At 44.1% G+C, this 18,768-nt stretch carries 13 protein-coding genes; 8 read left to right on the top strand and 5 right to left on the bottom strand.

Going from position 1 to position 18,768, the window contains the following annotated elements; translation table 11 throughout:
* Positions 1-36: 36 nt before the first annotated feature.
* From NST74_RS23705 to NST74_RS23690, 4 genes are all read right to left on the bottom strand, one after another.
* Positions 37-726: a TetR/AcrR family transcriptional regulator gene (locus NST74_RS23705; protein WP_341114728.1), complete on the bottom strand. Its 690-nt coding sequence runs from the start codon at positions 724-726 to the stop codon at positions 37-39.
* Between the two features lie 58 nt (positions 727-784).
* Positions 785-1,840: an ABC transporter permease gene (locus NST74_RS23700; protein WP_341114727.1), complete on the bottom strand. Its 1,056-nt coding sequence runs from the start codon at positions 1,838-1,840 to the stop codon at positions 785-787.
* The gene (locus NST74_RS23695; protein WP_445668154.1) at positions 1,837-2,568 is read right to left on the bottom strand and encodes an ABC transporter ATP-binding protein; all 732 of its coding nucleotides are present in this window, start codon (positions 2,566-2,568) and stop codon (positions 1,837-1,839) included. The genes NST74_RS23700 and NST74_RS23695 overlap by 4 nt, the downstream gene beginning before the upstream one ends.
* 262 nt (positions 2,569-2,830) lie before the next feature.
* Complete coding sequence (locus NST74_RS23690; protein ID WP_341114724.1) at positions 2,831-3,715, bottom strand: AraC family transcriptional regulator; 885 nt, start codon at positions 3,713-3,715, stop codon at positions 2,831-2,833.
* 124 nt (positions 3,716-3,839) lie between these two features.
* Here NST74_RS23690 and NST74_RS23685 point away from each other — a divergent pair, with 124 nt between their 5' ends.
* Complete coding sequence (locus NST74_RS23685; protein ID WP_341114722.1) at positions 3,840-5,930, top strand: alpha-glucuronidase family glycosyl hydrolase; 2,091 nt, start codon at positions 3,840-3,842, stop codon at positions 5,928-5,930.
* A gap of 96 nt (positions 5,931-6,026) precedes the next feature.
* Positions 6,027-9,470 carry a glycoside hydrolase family 2 TIM barrel-domain containing protein gene (locus NST74_RS23680; protein ID WP_341114721.1) on the top strand — a complete coding sequence of 1,148 codons (3,444 nt, stop codon included), beginning with the start codon at positions 6,027-6,029 and terminating at the stop codon, positions 9,468-9,470.
* Between the two features lie 96 nt (positions 9,471-9,566).
* Here the strand turns inward: NST74_RS23680 and NST74_RS23675 are convergent, their stop codons facing one another.
* Positions 9,567-10,220, bottom strand: a complete 654-nt coding sequence (locus NST74_RS23675; protein ID WP_341114719.1) for a GntR family transcriptional regulator — start codon at positions 10,218-10,220, stop codon at positions 9,567-9,569.
* A gap of 186 nt (positions 10,221-10,406) precedes the next feature.
* Here NST74_RS23675 and uxuA point away from each other — a divergent pair, with 186 nt between their 5' ends.
* From uxuA to pstA, 6 genes are all read left to right on the top strand, one after another.
* On the top strand, positions 10,407-11,483 hold the full coding sequence (gene uxuA / locus NST74_RS23670) for a mannonate dehydratase (protein WP_341114717.1): 1,077 nt from the start codon (positions 10,407-10,409) through the stop codon (positions 11,481-11,483).
* Positions 11,484-13,106, top strand: a complete 1,623-nt coding sequence (locus NST74_RS23665) for a mannitol dehydrogenase family protein (protein WP_341114716.1) — start codon at positions 11,484-11,486, stop codon at positions 13,104-13,106.
* 243 nt (positions 13,107-13,349) lie between these two features.
* A complete protein-coding gene (locus NST74_RS23660) occupies positions 13,350-14,786 on the top strand; it encodes a stalk domain-containing protein (RefSeq protein WP_341114715.1) in 1,437 nt (478 codons plus the stop codon).
* 55 nt (positions 14,787-14,841) lie between these two features.
* Positions 14,842-15,702, top strand: a complete 861-nt coding sequence (locus tag NST74_RS23655) for a phosphate ABC transporter substrate-binding protein (RefSeq protein WP_341114714.1) — start codon at positions 14,842-14,844, stop codon at positions 15,700-15,702.
* A gap of 82 nt (positions 15,703-15,784) precedes the next feature.
* Complete coding sequence (gene pstC / locus NST74_RS23650) at positions 15,785-16,732, top strand: phosphate ABC transporter permease subunit PstC (protein ID WP_042130655.1); 948 nt, start codon at positions 15,785-15,787, stop codon at positions 16,730-16,732.
* Positions 16,729-17,604 carry a phosphate ABC transporter permease PstA gene (gene pstA / locus NST74_RS23645; RefSeq protein ID WP_042130653.1) on the top strand — a complete coding sequence of 292 codons (876 nt, stop codon included), beginning with the start codon at positions 16,729-16,731 and terminating at the stop codon, positions 17,602-17,604. Before pstC ends, pstA begins: the two co-directional genes overlap by 4 nt.
* The last annotated feature ends 1,164 nt before the right edge of the window (positions 17,605-18,768 follow it).

The following is an 18,768-nucleotide window of genomic DNA, read 5'->3' as shown; positions in this document are numbered from 1 at the left end:
TATATAGTTCTTATGATAACAGAACGGGCGTGCGCATCAAATAGGAGCCGCGGCTCTACCAATCCCATGCATAATAAAATGGATCGTCAGGTTAATCTCTTCTTCGTCGTTCCAGTCCTTCTCTGGCTGTAGAAGCAGGCGATTAATCACATACCCTACAACGGATGAAATAGTGAAGCGTAGAATAGCGGGTGCAGGTAATTCAATGACTTCGCCTTTTGCCTTGAAATGTTCAACAATTTCGATGAAACGTTCCAGCACTTTACTCAGAATATTCTCCGTGAATTGCTCTTTGAGCTTTGGCTGGAAAGGGATCTCCTGAATTAGGATCTTTAGAATTTTATAATTCTTGCGGGCAAACTCCAACCGATTACTGATGAATGATCGCAGGAATTCTTCAAAACTGTCAAAGGGTACGTCAAGTACCCCATTGAAATTTCGTAGCACAAAAGGGGCGAGCATACGACTCATGGTGGGAGCTACGATGGACAGGAGTAAATCTTTTTTGGTTTTGTAATATCGGAAAATCGTTCCCTCTGCTACGCCTGCCTTTTGAGCAATCACACTAGTCGCTGTAGCAGCGTATCCTTTTTCGGAAAACACCTCAATCGCCGCATGCAAAATGGAAATCTGCTTCGGTGTCAGATTATCGTCTTCACTTCTGGCCAGCAGCTCTTCAATCCACTGCTCTTCTATATTTTGATCCGCAGAATCATGTTCTTTCATTACATTTATCCTCCAAACTTGGTTCATTCCGTTTAACCGATGAAAGATCTTAGTGAGGCTACATTTTCCGGTGTTTGCGCAGCGCCAATACATTCAGAATCATGAACAGTAGTGAGAATCCGATCAGCACATAGACATCCAAAGCGATGGAGTTCCATCCTTTGCCACGGATCATGATGTTCATAAGCGCTTCTGATCCATAATAAATCGGGGTTGCGTAGCCGATGCGCTGTAGCCACAGTGGTAGGGTGTCGAGTGGGAACAGTCCGCTGAGGAAAACTTGTGGCACGATAATGAGTGGAATGAATTGAATCATCTGTAGCTCGTTAGCTGCAAAAGCAGATAGTAACGTGCCCAGTGTCAAAGCTGTCATCGACAGGAGTAAGGTGATCAGCATTACGTAACCAAAGCTTCCTGTCATCATAATGCCAAGAATCTGAATGGAGAACCATGAGATCAACAGCGCTTGGAATACGGTGAAAATGCCGAAACCACATACATACCCGAGTACAATCTCCCATCTTTTTAAAGGAGTGGAAAGCAAACGTTCAAGGGTGCCTGTAGTCCGCTCTCGCAGGAAAGAAACACCGGCAATCAGGAATACGAAAAAGAAAACAAATACACCAATCATAATCGGACCGAAGCGGTCGATCGTCTTCATATTCTCAGAACCGTATAGGTAGCTGATCTGGGGCTGTAATTGCAATGGTGTCTCTGTACTAGGAAGAAGCTTCTGAGATAGCTGTTGAAGCGTCATAATTACCGCCTTGTTGGCCGTTGGATTGCTGCCTTCTAACAACACTTGGGGCATGCCTAGTGATTCTCCGGACTTTCCGTCCAAAGTAATCAAAGCGTCAATCTTTCCTTCTACTAGAGCGTCTTTTCCTAACTCTGCGCTGGCGTAATCTTGGATTGTGACCTTTTGTTCTTTTAACGCAGCTGAGATACTTAATGGCACTTCGGATATTCCGATTGTTGGCTCATAGGCATCACTGTTAAATACCAAGCTCATTAAGCTTAGAACGAGGAGCGGTGCGATAAACATTAAGGCCATCGTTCTTTTATCATGAATAAATTGTCGCAAAATCCGTAAGGTGATCGCTCGGATTCTCATGAACGGACACCTCCATAATATAGAAAGGCTTCTTCAATAGAAGTTGAGCCAGTGGCTTGAAGTAGTCCAGCAGGTGTGTCGGCGGCAAGCAGCTTGCCATCACGTATCATTCCGAGGCGATCACATTTCTCTGCTTCGTCCATGACATGCGTAGTTAATACAATCGTGGTACCTTTCTGGTTCAGCGCTTTTAATTCTTTCCATATAGATAAACGCAGTACAGGATCGATGCCAACGGTAGGTTCATCAAGAATAAGCAGCGGAGGCTCATGGAGCAGAGCAATCGCCAGGGATAGGCGGCGTTTCATTCCGCCAGAGTATTGATCTACTCTTTTGCGCAGATGCTCTTGTAGGTCCACCAGTTCCATAACAGCTTTGATACGTTTGCCGCGCTCCGCACCTTTAAGTCCATATAGCGCAGCGAAGAACTCCAGATTTTCTTTTGCGCTGAGTTCCGTATATAGGGCATCGGATTGAGCCATGTATCCAATTTGCTGCAGGATGGATAGCTTAGGCATGGTGACTCCAAGCACCTTTACCTCGCCTGAGGTCACTACATCGATACCTGTTAACAGCTTCACTAGCGTTGTTTTTCCGGAGCCAGATGGGCCTAGTATACCGAAGGTTTCTGCACGTTCGACTTGAAGCGAAATATCCTCGAGAACCTGTTTGTCTCCAAAGGCTTTGCTGACACGGCTCACTGAAATGACTGGAAATTCCGAACCCATATTCATCTCCTCGATTCTGAATAGTCTGGGATACTGAATGGTGTTACAGAGTGCTCTCCAACACGATAATGAGTGAGCGCTCGCTCATTATTGTGCTCCGGAATCCAGTAAATGTAAAGTATTCAATTTTTGGCTGAAAGCTGCTTAAAATCAGGTATAAATCGCAAAGTAGCGGCATTTTTACACAAGATGTGAATACTTGTTCACGAACCGGCTTGATATGATGTTAACTAGGAATGAGGCAGATGGAATATTCAACAACCTAATGATGGATATACCATTGCTTCCGAAATCGATTAGGCGTTGTGCCGAAATGAGTTTTGAACAGTTTGCAGAAATGAGAGCAATTCGTGATTCCGACTTCCTCGGCGATGTGCGCGACTGTGTATTCGCTTGAAGTCAGAAGATGAACCGCTTCTTGCATTCTTTTTACCGTTAAATAATTGGAGATACTGCTGCCTGTACATTCTTTGAATAAGTGGGATAAATGATGGGGTGAAAGATGCAGATCCTTGCTCATTTGATCCAGCCGCAAAGGTTCCTTGTAATGCAACTGCAGCCATTCCATGATACTTTCCGCCTGATGTGGTTTGCGGAGCAGTTGTTCCCTGGAGGTCGTCTGATGCTGTGTATCCCATAACGGCTTTAAAGTATGTAGGAACGTGATGAGAAACAACGAAACCTCCTCAAGGAAATCATTTTTGTGCAAAGTTGGAAGCGCTTCATCCAGATCTTTCAGAAGAGCTGTCAGGGATTGAAGGTCCTGCTGTTCATACCATCGAGGTGAGGCCAAATCGCCACTATGAATATGATTAAAAAACTTTTGCAGGATAGGCCACTTCTCAAAATAAGCTTTAAATAGGCTAGGCTCATAATGAACGATCGAACGCACGAAAGGAATCGCCTCATTAATTTCAATTTGAATATGATGCAGTTGGTAAGGTTGGAAAATACAGATCATCCCTGGTTTTATTTCATAACTATTCTGATCAATAATCAGCGTACCTTTACCTTCATGAACAATAAGAATTTCAACACCTTGATGGGCATGGAATGTTCCTTGATAGTCATCTGTATTTGTACTAGTTCTTTTATATACAAAATAGAGATGGAACGGTTGTAAGTCCTGCTGCGCATGGTACGTCACATTCGTGTTCCTCCTATATAGTAGGGATGCGGTTAATCTATCGTTTACAAAAGTATAAGAGAACCATTGCACAGCTAGCAACATTTGGGCATAAAAGTCTTACACTAATGGAGGACACCGAATTATGGCAAAGAAAAAAACAGAATTACATAACGCAGGGTATAAAGCTTGGCTCGAATATCCTAATATCCAATCGAGCGCCATAAGAGAGCGCTATGCTTCATGGTGTTATAACATCTTGACCTCCAATCAGGAACACCCATTGATCAAAAGTGCTGTGCAAGAACTAACACGCGGCATACAAGGAATGCTTAATATCGATGCTATCATTACTCAGTCTCAGGATATAGCTGAGCAAGCTTGTATTACAATCGGTACGTTTGACAGTCATCATCCACTTCTTACGCATACCTTCAGCGAAGCTGAGAGGACAGAGGTTGGGCTTGAAGGATATGTCATTCGAACAAATGTGGAGAAGAATTGCATTGGAATCGGTGCCGCAACACCTGTTGGATTACTGTACGGCGTATTTGCATTCTTACGCTTACTTGGAACGGGTCAATCTATTGAAGCGTTGGACGTGTTGGATCATCCGGTAAATACACTCCGCATGATGAATCAATGGGATAATATCGATGGAAGCATCGAACGTGGTTACGCAGGGAAGTCGATATTCTACGCGGGCAACGAAATCACTAAGGACTTTGATCGTTTGCAAGATTATGCGAGAATGCTCGCTTCGATAGGGATCAATGCGATTGCTATAAACAATGTCAATGTACATCGGTTTGAGACGATGTTTATTACGGACCGCTATCTTCCAGACATCGCGAGGGTTGCAGATATCTTCCGTAACTACGGTGTGAAGCTGTTCCTAAGTATTAACTATGCTAGTCCGATCGAACTCGGGGGATTGAATACAGCGGACCCATTAGATCCTGAGGTTCGCAAATGGTGGAAGGCTAAGGCTATAGAAATCTATAAAGAGATTCCAGACTTCGGTGGTTTTCTCGTAAAAGCAGATTCAGAGAATCGTCCAGGTCCGTTTACTTATGATCGTGATCATGCAGAGGGTTCAAATATGCTAGCTGAAGCTTTATTGCCTTTCGGGGGAATCGTCATCTGGCGCTGCTTTGTCTACAATTGCAAGCAGGATTGGCGGGATCGTTCTACCGATCGCGCACGTGCGGCATATGATCATTTTAAACCGCTGGATGGCCGATTCATGGAGAATGTTATTTTACAGGTGAAGAATGGTCCAATGGATTTCCAAGTGCGAGAAGGCGTATCTCCGTTGTTCGGTGCCATGAAGCACACGAATATGATGATTGAATTTCAGATTACGCAGGAATATACAGGCCAACAGCGTCATGTCTGCTACCTCGTCCCTCAATGGAAGGAAGTTCTTGATTTTAATACGTACGCAACAGATTCGGAGTCATCGGTAAAGCGGGTTGTTGATGGATCCATGTATGGTAATAGATATAGCGGCTTCGCGGCTGTTTCGAATATTGGCAATGACCATAACTGGACAGGGCATTTGTTAGCACAGGCCAATCTGTATGGTTACGGTCGACTCGCTTGGAATCCGGAATTAAGTGCAGAGCAAATTGCGAAGGAATGGATAATGCTCACTTTCAGTGCAGAGGATGAGCAGTTAATCGATACTATTCGTGAGATCTTGCTAACCTCTTGGCATATATATGAATCTTATACTTCGCCGCTTGGGGTAGGTTGGATGGTTAATCCGGATCACCATTACGGTCCAAATGTGGATGGATATGAGTATTCGAAATGGGGAACGTATCATTTTGCGGACCTACAAGGCATTGGCGTAGACCGGACAATGAAGACAGGTACAGGATATGTCGGTCAGTATCAAGGCGCGAATGTAGATCTGTATGAATCTGTAACTACATGTCCGGATGAGCTATTGCTGTTCTTCCATCATGTCCCGTATACGCATACGCTTCATTCTGGTAAAACCGTCATAGAGCATATTTATGATTCGCATTTTGAAGGTGTGGAACAGGCAGATCAACTGAAAGAGATGTGGCAATCTCTTGAGGGGAAAATAGACGATAGCAGACACGGGCAGGTGGCAGACCGTCTGCATGAACAGGCACTGCATGCTCGCGAGTGGAGAGATATCATCAATACGTATTTTTATCGAAAAAGCGGTATCCCAGACCGGCTTCAACGCAAAATATACTAAATATTAACATTAGGAGGAGTGTGTCCAGTAGGGCCGCTCCTTCTAATGTTCCCTCTCTTTGTTTCATACTCCTAAGAGAAGAAAGGAAGATACATATTGAATCATAAAAGATTGTTTAATGAAGGCTGGGAATTTGCTAAGAGCACCTTAGAAGTGACGGATGGAGAATTCTTGGATTTTCATACCGTAGATCTCCCTCATGATTGGTTGATTTATAATACTTTAGACTTGTATGAGGATAGCATTGGCTGGTATCGAAAGCGTTTTATAAAGGAGAAGGACGATAAGCAGAGATTGTTATGCTTTGATGGTATTTATATGGACTCGGAGATTTATGTGAATCATCAATGGGTAGGAGAGTGGAAATACGGGTATTCTTCCTTTGAATACGAGATTACAGATATGCTCATAGATGGGGAAAATGAAATTCTAGTGAAGGTCGTGCACCAGAGTCCGAATAGTAGATGGTATTCAGGAGCGGGGATCTATCGGAATGTATGGCTCAAGACAAGAGATTCCAGTCACATCGTGACAGATGGGATTTATATTCATACGGTGCAAGAGGATAACGAGTGGCGAGTGGAGGTCGATACCGATGTGAACATCATGGAAGAGATGCGGCTTTCGCAAACCATTCTACATCAGGACCGAGTGATAAAGACCTGTGTAGAGAAGCTCTCAGCAGGAGAACAAACACAAGCTCCCTCTCGTGTAAGTCAGGTGCTATCTGTAGATACGCCTTTATTATGGAGCACGGATGAGCCGCATTTATATCAGCTAAAAACGGAATTGCAATATATGGCATCTGATCAGGGTTCGGAAGAAGTGTGGAGAACCATTGAGGTAGTAACACAGCGTATAGGCTTTCGAATGATTGAACTGGATCCGCAAGAGGGAATGCTCCTTAATGGTTTGAAAATTAAACTCAACGGAGTTTGCGAGCATCATGATCTTGGAGCATTGGGTTCGGCGTTTAATACAGCAGCCTTGCGAAGAAGACTTAAGATCTTAAAGGACATGGGTGTGAATGCGATACGTACCGCTCATAATATGCCTGCTGCAGAGCTTATGGACTTAGCGGATGAAATGGGGCTACTTGTGGTTTCAGAAGCCTTTGATATGTGGGAACGATCGAAGACTTCATATGATTATGCAAGGTTTTTCAAGAATTGGGCCTTAAGAGATGTGTGTAGCTGGGTCATGCGAGATCGTAACCATCCAAGCTTGCTGATGTGGAGTATTGGTAATGAAATTTATGATACACATGCAGATGAACGAGGCCAAGAAATAACGGGTATGCTGTTGGAAGCCGTTCTTCAATATGATCCGAGAGGCAACGGGAAAGTGACCATTGGATCGAACTATATGCCATGGGAGAATGCTCAGAAATGTGCGGATATCGTAAAGGTGGCAGGCTACAATTATGCGGAAAAATATTACCATCAGCATCACGCAGAGCATCCTGACTGGATCATCTATGGCAGTGAGACCGCCTCTATTGTGCAGAGTAGGGGAATATATCACTTCCCATTCCAGCAATCCATCTTGGCTGACGACGATGAGCAATGCTCTGCGCTAGGCAATAGCTCTACAAGCTGGGGAGCGAAGTCAGCAGAAGCGTGTATTATTGCGGAGCGAGATGCGGCGTTCTCATTAGGTCAATTCATATGGACCGGCTTTGACTATATTGGTGAACCTACACCGTATCATACGAAGAACTCGTACTTCGGGCAGATGGATACAGCGACCTTTAAGAAGGATTCTTATTATATCTATCAATCGGCTTGGACGAATTACAAGAGCAATCCGATGGTGCATATTCTCACCTATTGGGATTTTAATCCAGGCCAGATGATCGATGTTCGAGTCTGCTCGAATGCGCCGAAGATAGAATTGCAGTTCAATGGTGAGACTGTAGGGACCTATGATATCGACCATGAACATGGGACGCAGTTAGCTGGCTGGTGGAAGATTCCTTATGAACCAGGCGAGCTTAAAGCCATCGCTTATGATGAAGCTGGCCAAATCATTGCAGTAGACTTCAGAGAATCGTTTGGTGATGTGAGTCGAATCTGCTTAAATGCGGATAAGGATACGCTTCTTGCGGACGGTACAGATTTAATCTTCGTCGAAATTACGATGGAGGATGAGATGGGTCATACCGTTGAGAATGCCAACAATCGCGTACAAGTCCAGGTGAGCGGAGCAGGGCGGTTAATCGGTTTAGATAATGGAGATAGCACGGACTATGATCCTTACAAAGGAACGAGTAGACGCTTGTTTAGCGGCAAGTTAATGGCGATTGTGGCTGCCAGCTTAGAGGCTGGAACGATTACAGTTGAGGTTACTTCGGGAGGTGTAGAAGGCAGTAAGCTACAGCTTCAATCACTCCCTGTGCCAGATCGTAAAGTAGGTATTTCGGCAAACACAAGAAATTTAGATATGCCATGTGTGCTGGGGAATGAAGAAGAAATTCCTTTACGGAAAATAGAGATTGTAAGTCATTCAGGGCAACAGTTCAATGAATCTAGAAGAGAAATGATCGTTAGCGCAAACCTCTACCCTGTAGATACTTCTTATTCTGAAGTGGCATGGAGCATTGTAAATGACGCTGGGATCGAGTCTAATTTAGCACGGATCGAATCGTTTGGAAAAGAAGCCAAAATCACGGCATTAGGAGATGGGAATTTCCGCGTTCGCTGTATGAGTAAGAACGGTACGGATAAGACAAAGCTGATTTCACAGTTGGAATTTACGGCGAGCGGTCTGGGGACGGCCTTTAAGGATCCGTATGGATTTATTTCTGGTGGACTATATGACGAGTTTAAAGGCGAAGTCGGAAACGGAAATGAACGAGGCGTAGCTACGAGTCGAGATGGTGAGACGCAGGTTGCCTATCGTGAGATTGACTTTGGACCTTACGGCTCGGATCTGATAACGATTCCCCTATTCGCATTGTCTAACGAAGCCTACCGGCTCCAGATTTGGGAAGGCATGCCAGACGAAGAGAACAGTGAGCTTTTGGCAGACGTTATTTATCAGAAGGAATCGCAATGGAATGTTTATCAGGAGGCAACCTATCCATTATCTAAGAGGCTCACTGGTATCAGCTCTATTTGTTTCGTATTGCAGAAGAAGGTGCATATTAAAGGCTTTTCATTTATGAAAAAGAATCGAGCGTTCGAGCAGAATCAGGCTGTAGATTGCGATCGTATTTATGGTGACACATTTACCATCGCTGAACAGGGCGTTGAAGGAATCGGGAATAACGTATCCCTTGTGTTCGGGCAGATGGACTTTATCACGGAAGGTGCTTCAAGGCTTGTTATTTGCGGAAGATCACCGATCGATAAGAATACCATTCATATTCACTTCGAAAAAGGTGAAGAATCTAACCATCAACTGATCGAATTTACACAGTCAGATGGATATGTAGAGCGAGTATTTGAGTTGGAGAAAGTGACAGGGGAGCAGAAGGTAACGTTTATCTTCTTGCCTGGAAGTCAGTTCGATTTCGGATGGTTCCGATTTGAAAGATAGTTTGTTATTTTAACTACAACGATAAATGAATAAAAGGACCGTGGCTGCATGACCCGGTCCTTTTGTTATTAAGTAGGCTGTGTTAATACGCGTGTATTACGTTTTGATATAATCCGCAAAATTCTCCAGCAAGTATAAGGAGTTCATATCTTCACGCAAATGATGCTGGACTAATGCATCTACTTTATCCGTTTCATGGTTTGTCATACAATCCAGGATCATGTGATGCTCCCTTAAAATTTTCTCCAGCTTTTCTTGCTTTAGAGTATGCAGACGGCGGTATCTTTCATAATGTACATGGGAGAACTTAATTTGTTCCCACAAAAATTCATGTCCTGCTAAAGAGAATAGCGTCTTATGAAAGGCGTCATCCAAGGCAAGAAAGTGCTCAAATGCATGTTCTTGATGGATGGCGTTTTTTTGCTCTTCCAGATTCTTCTGAAGTTCCATAATTCCTTTAAGAGTAAGGCTGCCGGATAGACCTTTGATAATATCTTTTTCCAAAACACTTCTTAAATAGATCATCTGCTCAACCGATTCCAAATCAATGTACGAAACAAGATTCCCTTTCTTCGGATACACATCAATATAGGACGCTAGGGATAGCTGCTTAAGTACATCGCGCAATGGTGTTCTGGATATCTGAAACCGTTCGGACAACACGGTCTCACTCAGAATGGTTCCAGGCTTTAGCGTTAGATTAAGGATTTCGTGCTTCAATAGGTTCAAAATATCATTTTTGGTGGACATGCGTTACGTCTCCATTGCCATTGAATTTGTAATTCAGATTCATTATATATTCATTTTAACTTGTATACAAGTTTTCATTAAGTGAATTAAAGTCATTGACAAAATCCAATATTTAACTCTAATATTGAGTATATTATCTTGTATACAAGAACTTGTCACATGAAATTATAGGAGGTTTTTATCCAGATGAACATGACATGGAGATGGTATGGAGAAGGCAATGACAACATTACGCTTGATCATATCCGGCAAATTCCGGGGGTAATGGGTATTGTCTGGTCACTGCATCATAAGGTAGCGGGCGAAGTATGGGAGATGGATGAAATTCAAAAGGTTGCGGATCAAATTACGGGCAAAGGGTTTAGCACTGCCGTAGTAGAGAGTGTGAATGTCCATGATGATATCAAAATTGGACTCCCGACGCGTGATAAATATATCGATATTTACATAGATACCATCCGGAAGTTAGCCAAGGTCGGTACTAAAGTGATCTGTTACAACTTTATGCCAATTTTTGATTGGACTCGGACGGAGCTGTACAAGGAATTGCCGGATGGCTCGAATGCTCTTTTTTATGAAAATGCAGCCGTTAATGATAACCCTCGCGACATGGTGAATCGTATTCTGGAGGGGGCTGGCGAATTTACGATGCCTGGCTGGGAGCCGGAGCGTCTGGCGAAGCTCGATGAGCTTTTCGCCGCTTATGCAGATGTAACGGAAGAGAAGCTGTTCGAGAATTTGGTCTATTTTCTGAAGCGCATTATTCCGGTCTGTGAGGAAGTGGATATCAAAATGGCGATCCATCCCGATGATCCCGCGTGGCCGATCTTTGGTTTACCCCGCATCGTCCGCAGCCGCGATACGATTCGCCGTTTACTTGACGCAGTAGATAGTCCGTATAATGGATTAACCTTTTGTACAGGATCGCTCGGGACGAATCCGAAGAATGATCTGCCAGCGATGATTCGGGAATTCTGTAATCGTATTCATTTTGCTCATATTCGAAATGTTAAGGTTTTTGAGAACGGCGATTTTATTGAGGTCTCTCATCGTGGACGGGATGGCAGTGTGGATGTGGCAGAGGTTGTCAAAGCATATCATGAGAACGGGTTTACGGGATATGTGCGCCCAGATCATGGTCGTCACTTATGGGGAGAAGAGAAGACTTGCCGCCCAGGATACGGGCTGTACGATAGAGCAATGGGGATCATGTATTTACTTGGTGTGTGGGATAGTCTCGACAATACGACGGGGGTGAAGTGAATGCTGCTCCTGACAAGAGAGTGTATTCAATCATGTGCAGAGGCGTGGAAGGGCGCTGGCGTGGAGCTTCCTCAGTTTGATTATGAGCAGGTGGCGAAGAATACTCGCGTTAGGCCGGAATGGGTTCATTTTGGAGCGGGTAATATTTTTCGTGGATTTGTAGCAAATGCTCACCAGAAGCTGTTGGAGCTTGGAAAAGCAGATACAGGTATTATCGCCGCAACCTCCTCTGACTACGAGCTGATTGATAAGATTTATAAACCGCATGATCATTTAACACTTCTCGTATTAATGAATGCGAATGGCGAGTTTACGAAAAAGGTCATCAGCAGCATTACCGAGGCTGTAATGGCGAACACAAATCGAGCGGAGGATTACTGCCGTCTGGTTGAAATTTTTGAGAATCCGAGCCTGCAGATGGCCAGCTTCACCATTACAGAGAAAGGCTACACTTTAACAGATGCTAATGGAAAGTACCTTGATATTGTGAAAAAAGATATGGAGCAAGGGCCGGAGCAGCCTTCCCACAGCATGAGTGTGATCGCTTCACTTGCTTACCGTCGTTATCTTAAAGGGCAGTATCCGATGACTTTTGTTAGTATGGATAACTGTTCACACAACGGGGATATGCTGAAGAATAGCGTGATTACAATCGCCAAGGCATGGGCTGTAAAAGGACTTGTGGAGGATGAATTCGTAGTGTATCTCGAAGACGAGAGTCGGATAACATTCCCTTTGTCGATGATTGATAAAATCACACCTCGTCCGTCCGAGGCTGTACGTAATGCCTTACAGGAGCAAGGGATTGGCGGTATGGACATACTTATTACCTCGAGAAACGCTCATACCGCACCTTTCGTTAACGCAGAAGTTAGTGAATATCTGGTTATTGAGGATAAGTTTACGAATGGGCGACCTTTATTAGAAGAAGCGGGCATTATATTCACTGATCGTGAGACCGTGAACCGAGTTGAAACGATGAAGGTTACGACCTGTCTGAATCCCTTACATACTGCCTTAGCGGTTACTGGCTGTCTACTAGGCTACACGCAGATTTCGGATGAGATGCAGGATCAGACCCTACGTACATTAGTCGAGTGGATTGGGTATAAGGAAGGAATGCCTGTAGTTGTAGATCCAATCATTCTAGGACCACAGCAATTCTTGAATGAAGTGCTGCAAGAGCGACTCACGAATCCATATATTCCGGACACACCGCAGCGAATTGCGACAGATACGTCGCAGAAGGTGGGCATTCGTTATGGGGAAACGATCAAATCCTATGTACTACGAGAAGATCTTAATCCAGCTGACTTGACGGCGATTCCATTAGCCCTTGCTGCATGGTGCCGCTATTTGATCGGAGTGGATGATGAAGGGAATTCATTTAAGCTAAGTCCCGATCCTCTAATGGAGTCACTTCAAGCACATCTGCAGGGAGTGACTTTGGGAGATTCGAACTCTAATGTGCACGAGATTTTAGATAATCAGAAGATCTTTGGTGTACCTTTATATGAAATCGGTCTGGGTAGCAAGATTGAAAGTTACTTCTATGAGATGCTCAAAGGCCCAGGAGCTGTACGGAGAACGTTGGAAAAGCATTTAAATGAAGAGTTAGTGTAGATCACATTTACAAAAAACCTCATGGAGTAAAGCTACTGCACCCCGCAGAGCAATACTCTATGAGGTTTTTTGGTGTCTAGTCCATTTGGTTTATCTAGATAGTGCAGTCTATTACGCTAATATACCTACTTTTTCAAAAAAATAATTATAGTTAATATTTCCATAACATTCCTCTGCAACAGAGTTGACAATTGTAGACGAAAATGACATTAGCAGTTACCTATACGAAAAGGGTGAATCTAATTGAAAAACAGTAAATGGATTAGCGCAACGTTGGCTTCAGCACTTCTTGCAACAGTAGGCGTTGGAAGTGTATCTGCAGCTAGCATCGGCAGTAATGTAAAATCTGTAGCTACCAATCAAGCCGCTGCAAAAACAGCAGTTAAAGAAGGTACAGCTACTTGGAATGTAAACGGTACGCCGATTGTGTTTAACACCATTAATAGCAGTGGTTACAAGCTGTACGCTCTGAATCAGGTAGCTGGTGAAATTGGAGCTAAGTTAGTACTTGGAGCTGGCGGGTTTGAACTTAATGACAGCAAAGGATTACATAATATGAAGCTCAAAACAGGCTCAAAGAGCTATCAAGTAGATGGTAATACCGATACGTTCACCGTTGCTCCAGTATTTTATAACGGTAAAACCTATGTGGAGCTTACTAAGTTAGTTTATGCATTAGGCGGAGAGCTGGATGCTGATGCTAGCACGATTCTAAGCTTTGCTCGTCCTGAAGGATTGTTTGATACTTTACACTGGACAGCAGCTGGAAATCTGATTGCGAACAAAAGTGATGCTGAAACTGCTCAACTTATCAAATTCAGCACTGAACCAGGTAACTACGAAGTATTCTCATCAAATGACAGTGCAGTGGATTTCTCGGTATCGCCGGATGGTCAGTGGGGAGCTTTCAACGATGAGACTGGTTTGTTGAATCTGATTAACCTGTCGAGCGGAGCTACTAAGATACTGGGTACTGATAATAGCGTAAAAACAGATCTGGTATGGTCTAACGATGGTAAAAGCATTTACTTCATCCAAGGAGACAAGCAAGAAAAAATTGCAAAAGTCTCAGTAGAAACTGGTGATGTAAAATCCGTATTGGCGGACAAAGTTGAAAATAAATCCGAACTGCGCATTTCCACTGACGAAAAGAGTGCCGTTTATATCGTTAACTTGACGGGTGTTGCTAAGAACGATGCGGACAGCACAGAAGATTCTCTTACTGTAGACTTCAGCTCTGCTGGAGAGCAGCTTTACAAGCTAGACCTGGCTACAAAAGATGCTAAACCAGTTGCACTGACAACTACACCGGATAACAAGCTGTACCCTGAAATTTCTGCTGATGGCAGCGTAGTTTACCTGAGCGCAGATGCTGAAGGTAACGCAGCTAACACATTGAAGGTTGTAAAAGCAGACGGAACAAGCAGCAAAATTGCACTTGATGTAGAAGTAACTTGGTCTACTGGCGTTAAGAACGGCTTGGTTGTGGCAGGTTCAGCGGCAGATGGAAGCACAGTAGTTTATTCCGTTGATAACAATGGTGCTAAGACTGAGCTGTTCCGCTCCACTGAAGATGTATCTGAAGTAGCAGTTTCGAATGATGGAAGCAAGCTTGCTATCGTAAGTGACGGCGGTGTATGGGTAGTTCAAGGCGGTAAAGCGTTGCAACTGTCGAAATAATAAATATCCCTAATCATATTTTAACGGCGTAGAGCCGAGAGGAGAAATAATACAAATGAAGATTTTCAAAAAGCTAACAGTAACGGCTCTAACGGCTGTAATTGCGGTAACCGCATCTTTCGCAGGGGTTGCAGCAGCAGCTGATTCACTAAAAGGTAAAATCACAGTTAACGGTTCGACCGCACTTCTTCCATTGACGCTTCAAGCGGCAAAAGAATTCCAAAAGCTGCACCCTAAAGTAAAAATCGCAGCATCAGGTAAAGGTTCAGTAACTGGACCTCAAGCTGTTAAAAAAGGCATCGCCGATATCGGCGCTTGCGACTGGGATGCTAGCATCGACGTACCAGGCTTCAAAGCTTTTGACGGTCAAGTAGCAAACAAAGTAGCAGTTATTCCTTTTGCTACAATCGTGAACAAAAATGTTGGCGTAGATAACCTTACAACTGAACAGCTTAAAGGCATTTTCGCAGGCAAAATCACGAACTGGAAAGAAGTAGGCGGTTCTGATGCTGATATCGTAGTTATCACTCGCTCTTTCGGTTCCGGTACACGCGTTAACTATCAAGCTAAAGCTTTGGATGGTGGAGATATCGTTAAAAAAGCTAAGAACTACAAAGAAACAGGTTCATCCGGTGACATGAAGACTACCGTAGGAACAACTCCTAACTCCATCGGTTATATCGACCTTGTATATGTAAGTGGCGACGTAAAAGCTGTTAAACACAACGGTGTAGCTGCTACTACAGACAACGTAATCAATGGAACTTATAAGATCTGGGCTTACGGTTACTACATGACTAAGGGCCAACCTACTGGCGCAACAAAAGAATTTATCGAATACGTACAAAGCAAGAAGTTCCAACAAGGTTCCCTGAAAAAGCTTAAATTCATTCCGATCGCAGCAATGAAGGGCTAATATCATCTAAAGATCATATTGAACGGTAACAGCGGCCAGCTCCGATCTTGATACGGGGGTGGCCGCTTACAGGAGGGAAAGTATGGGGGCACCAGTCCACGGCTTGGCAACTAGGGGAAAAGAGAGCGTAACGCAGGTTACCGCTAACTCCAAACGTCATGGTAGACATTTGTTTAGCAACAAATTGTTCAAGTTTTATTTTCTATTCAGCATTCTCGCGCTTTGTTTCGTGCTTGGACTTGTAATTCTATTTATCGGCAAAACGGCTATGCTTCTGTTCGGCCATCTCTCGCCTGCGGACTTTTTCTTTTCCTTTAATTGGACGCCGGAAGAGGATTCTTTTGGAGCGGCTGCCTTCATTGTAAATACACTTTCTCTAACTGCATTGACACTGCTGATCGCAGTTCCTATCTCGGTGGGGATGGCGGTGCTTTGTGCAGAGATTGCTCCAAAATGGATGAAGACTTTCATCCGTCCAGTGCTAGATTTGTTAGTAGGTATTCCTTCAATTGTTTACGGATATATAGGCTTAACGGTATTACTTCCTTTCTTGCGCAGAATTAGCGGGGAGAGCTTAGGTGATGGCTTGTTAGCAGCTGCACTTGTGCTCGCATTAATGGTGCTGCCAACGATTTGCCGAATCAGTGATGATGCCATTGTTTCTGTGCCGCGCAAATACCGGGATGCAGCATATGCTCTTGGATCTACCCGTTTACAGGTAATCATGCGTGTAATACTGCCTGCGGCTAGCCGGGGAATTATCTCTGCGGTTATTCTGGGTATGACTCGTGCTGTGGGTGAGACGATGGCTGTAGTTATGGTTATCGGGAATACACCGCAATTGGCGAAGACGTTATTCACGCCAGCATCGGTGCTGACTAGTAACATCGTTATGCAAATCTCTAATGTAGAGTTTGACTCTACTTGGAACTATGCGCTACATATGATGGCATTTCTCTTGCTAGTAATATCATTTGTATTAATTCTGATCATCCGCGTGTTGGGTAGAAAAAGGAGGGATGCAGCGTGAACGGATTCGCAAGTACAAAGCATACAGCGCGTGCCCAAAGAAACAATAAAATCGCGACCATAGGGTTTTATACGCTAGGGGCTTTAGTCATGCTGCTGATCTTCTGGCTGCTCTTCACGATTCTTAGTAAAGGTCTACCGGCACTTCGGCCCGATTTCCTGATCAAACAACCTGAAGAGATTGATGCAGGGGGTGGGATTGGCCCGGTGTTGTTCAACTCCTTTTACATTTTGTTTATCTCGCTGATTATTTCCGTGCCAATTGGTTTGGGTGCGGGAATCTATATGGCTGAGTATGCGCCAGATAATAAATTTACAGGGGCACTACGTATTTGCGTGGAATCACTGTCATCGGTTCCTTCGATCGTGTTCGGTATGCTCGGACTTGCGATTTTTGCGGAATATTTCGATATCGGTCTTACGATTCTTGGCGGGGGCGTCAGCTTGGCGCTACTGAATCTACCTATGCTTGCGCGAGTGACAGAGGAAGCGATCCGTGCCGTTCCTGGAGATATACGCGAGGCTGGTTATGCGCTTGGGATGACTAAATTTCACGTGATCCGTACGGTAGTCCTACCTGTTGCAATGTCTGCCATCGTTACTGGGATTTGTCTTGTTGCTGGACGCGCCTTCGGGGAGTCAGCGGTTATTATCCTTACCGCCGGTCTCAGTACCTCAGGCGAAATGTGGGACTTCAATCTGTTCTCACCGGGTGAAACCCTGGCCGTACACCTCTGGTATGTACAATCTGAGGCGATTGTAGAAGATGCACGTCAAATTGCAGATAAGTCGGCAGCGGTTCTTGTATTTGTAGTTTTATTTATCAATTTTGTATTTCGATTTCCGCTGTGGCTGGGAAATCGCCGGAAGTAATGAAGTAAAGTAGGGTCTACGGGGGAACCTGTAGGCCTTTATTTATTTGTAAGGTTTGATGGGTTACTGATGGATGAGTGAATGATGGATGGATGGATGGATGGATGTTTGATTGCTGATAGATTCTCGACGGATTGATGGATTATTGATGGGGTATTAATGGAATGAAGTTGTTTATTCGTAATTAGGGAATATCTCCCTATAATTCAGTGCTTTATCGTTTTTAGAGGCATGATTAGGGAAAAATACCCTCTAATATCCTTGTGTTACACCTAAATAGAGGTTTTTAGGTAGTTTTTAGGGAGGAATTCCCTAAAAAGCTTGTTTTTTTGCGATTACAGGCGAATTTCAGGGAGAAATTCCCTAATTTTATAATATCGGCAGGATATAACCCATCCGATCTGTTTGCGGGAACTTCACCCTAAGTAAGCTCCAATAACTGAAAGGTCCTCATCCAGTTTAAGCTGCCACGAATCCGAAACAAAGTAGCTCATAACCCGCCACCGTCGAGCCTCTAGTTCCCTCAACCAATCTAGTTAATCGAGCGTACCTAGCTGTCACAGCACCTTAGGATACTCTGAAGAACACCAACCATACTCGCTCCTGTTCCAAGTTCTTTAAACCAATCTAATTAATCGAGTGTACCTAGCTGTCACAGCACCCTAGGATGCTCTGAGGAACGCCAACCATAATCGCCCCAGTTCCAAGTTCCCTCAACCAATCTAGTTAATCGAGCGTACCTAGCCGTGACAGCACTCTAGGATACTCTGAGGATCGCCAACCATGCTCGCTCCTGTTTCAAGTTCTTTAAACCAATCTAGTTCATCGAGCGTACCTAGCCGTCACAGCACCTTAGGATACTCTGAGTAACGCCAACCATACTCGCCCCAGTTCCAAGTTACTTTAACCAATCTAGTTAATCGAGCGTACCTGTCGTCACAGCACCTTAGGATACTCCGAGGAACGCCAACCGTACTCGCCCCAGTTCCAAGTTACTTTAACCAATCTAGTTAATCGAGCGTACCTAGCTGTCACAGCACCTTAAGATACTTTGAAGAACGCTAACCATACTCGCCCTCAGTTCCAAGTTACTTTAAGCAATCTAGTTAATCTAGCGTACCCAGTCTTCACAGCATCTTAGAATGTTTCTGATAAGCCTCTAAT

Origin of the sequence: Paenibacillus sp. FSL F4-0125, from assembly GCF_038008565.1 — a bacterium.
Lineage (GTDB): Bacteria > Bacillota > Bacilli > Paenibacillales > Paenibacillaceae > Paenibacillus_AQ.
Note: the sequence above shows the minus strand (reverse complement) of the source record. Positions and strands in the feature narration are given on the sequence as shown.

Bases quoted from the DNA above. Each gene is read 5' to 3' on its own strand.
- NST74_RS23695 (WP_445668154.1), bottom strand. From the start codon at position 2,568: ATGGGTTCGGAATTTCCAGTCATTTCAGTGAGCCGTGTCAGCAAAGCC.
- NST74_RS23705 (WP_341114728.1), bottom strand. From the start codon at position 726: ATGAAAGAACATGATTCTGCGGATCAAAATATAGAAGAGCAGTGGATT.
- NST74_RS23685 (WP_341114722.1), top strand. From the start codon at position 3,840: ATGGCAAAGAAAAAAACAGAATTACATAACGCAGGGTATAAAGCTTGG.
- uxuA (WP_341114717.1), top strand. From the start codon at position 10,407: ATGAACATGACATGGAGATGGTATGGAGAAGGCAATGACAACATTACG.
- NST74_RS23665 (WP_341114716.1), top strand. From the start codon at position 11,484: ATGCTGCTCCTGACAAGAGAGTGTATTCAATCATGTGCAGAGGCGTGG.
- NST74_RS23675 (WP_341114719.1), bottom strand. From the start codon at position 10,220: ATGTCCACCAAAAATGATATTTTGAACCTATTGAAGCACGAAATCCTT.
- NST74_RS23655 (WP_341114714.1), top strand. From the start codon at position 14,842: ATGAAGATTTTCAAAAAGCTAACAGTAACGGCTCTAACGGCTGTAATT.
- NST74_RS23700 (WP_341114727.1), bottom strand. From the start codon at position 1,840: ATGAGAATCCGAGCGATCACCTTACGGATTTTGCGACAATTTATTCAT.
- pstC (WP_042130655.1), top strand. From the start codon at position 15,785: ATGGGGGCACCAGTCCACGGCTTGGCAACTAGGGGAAAAGAGAGCGTA.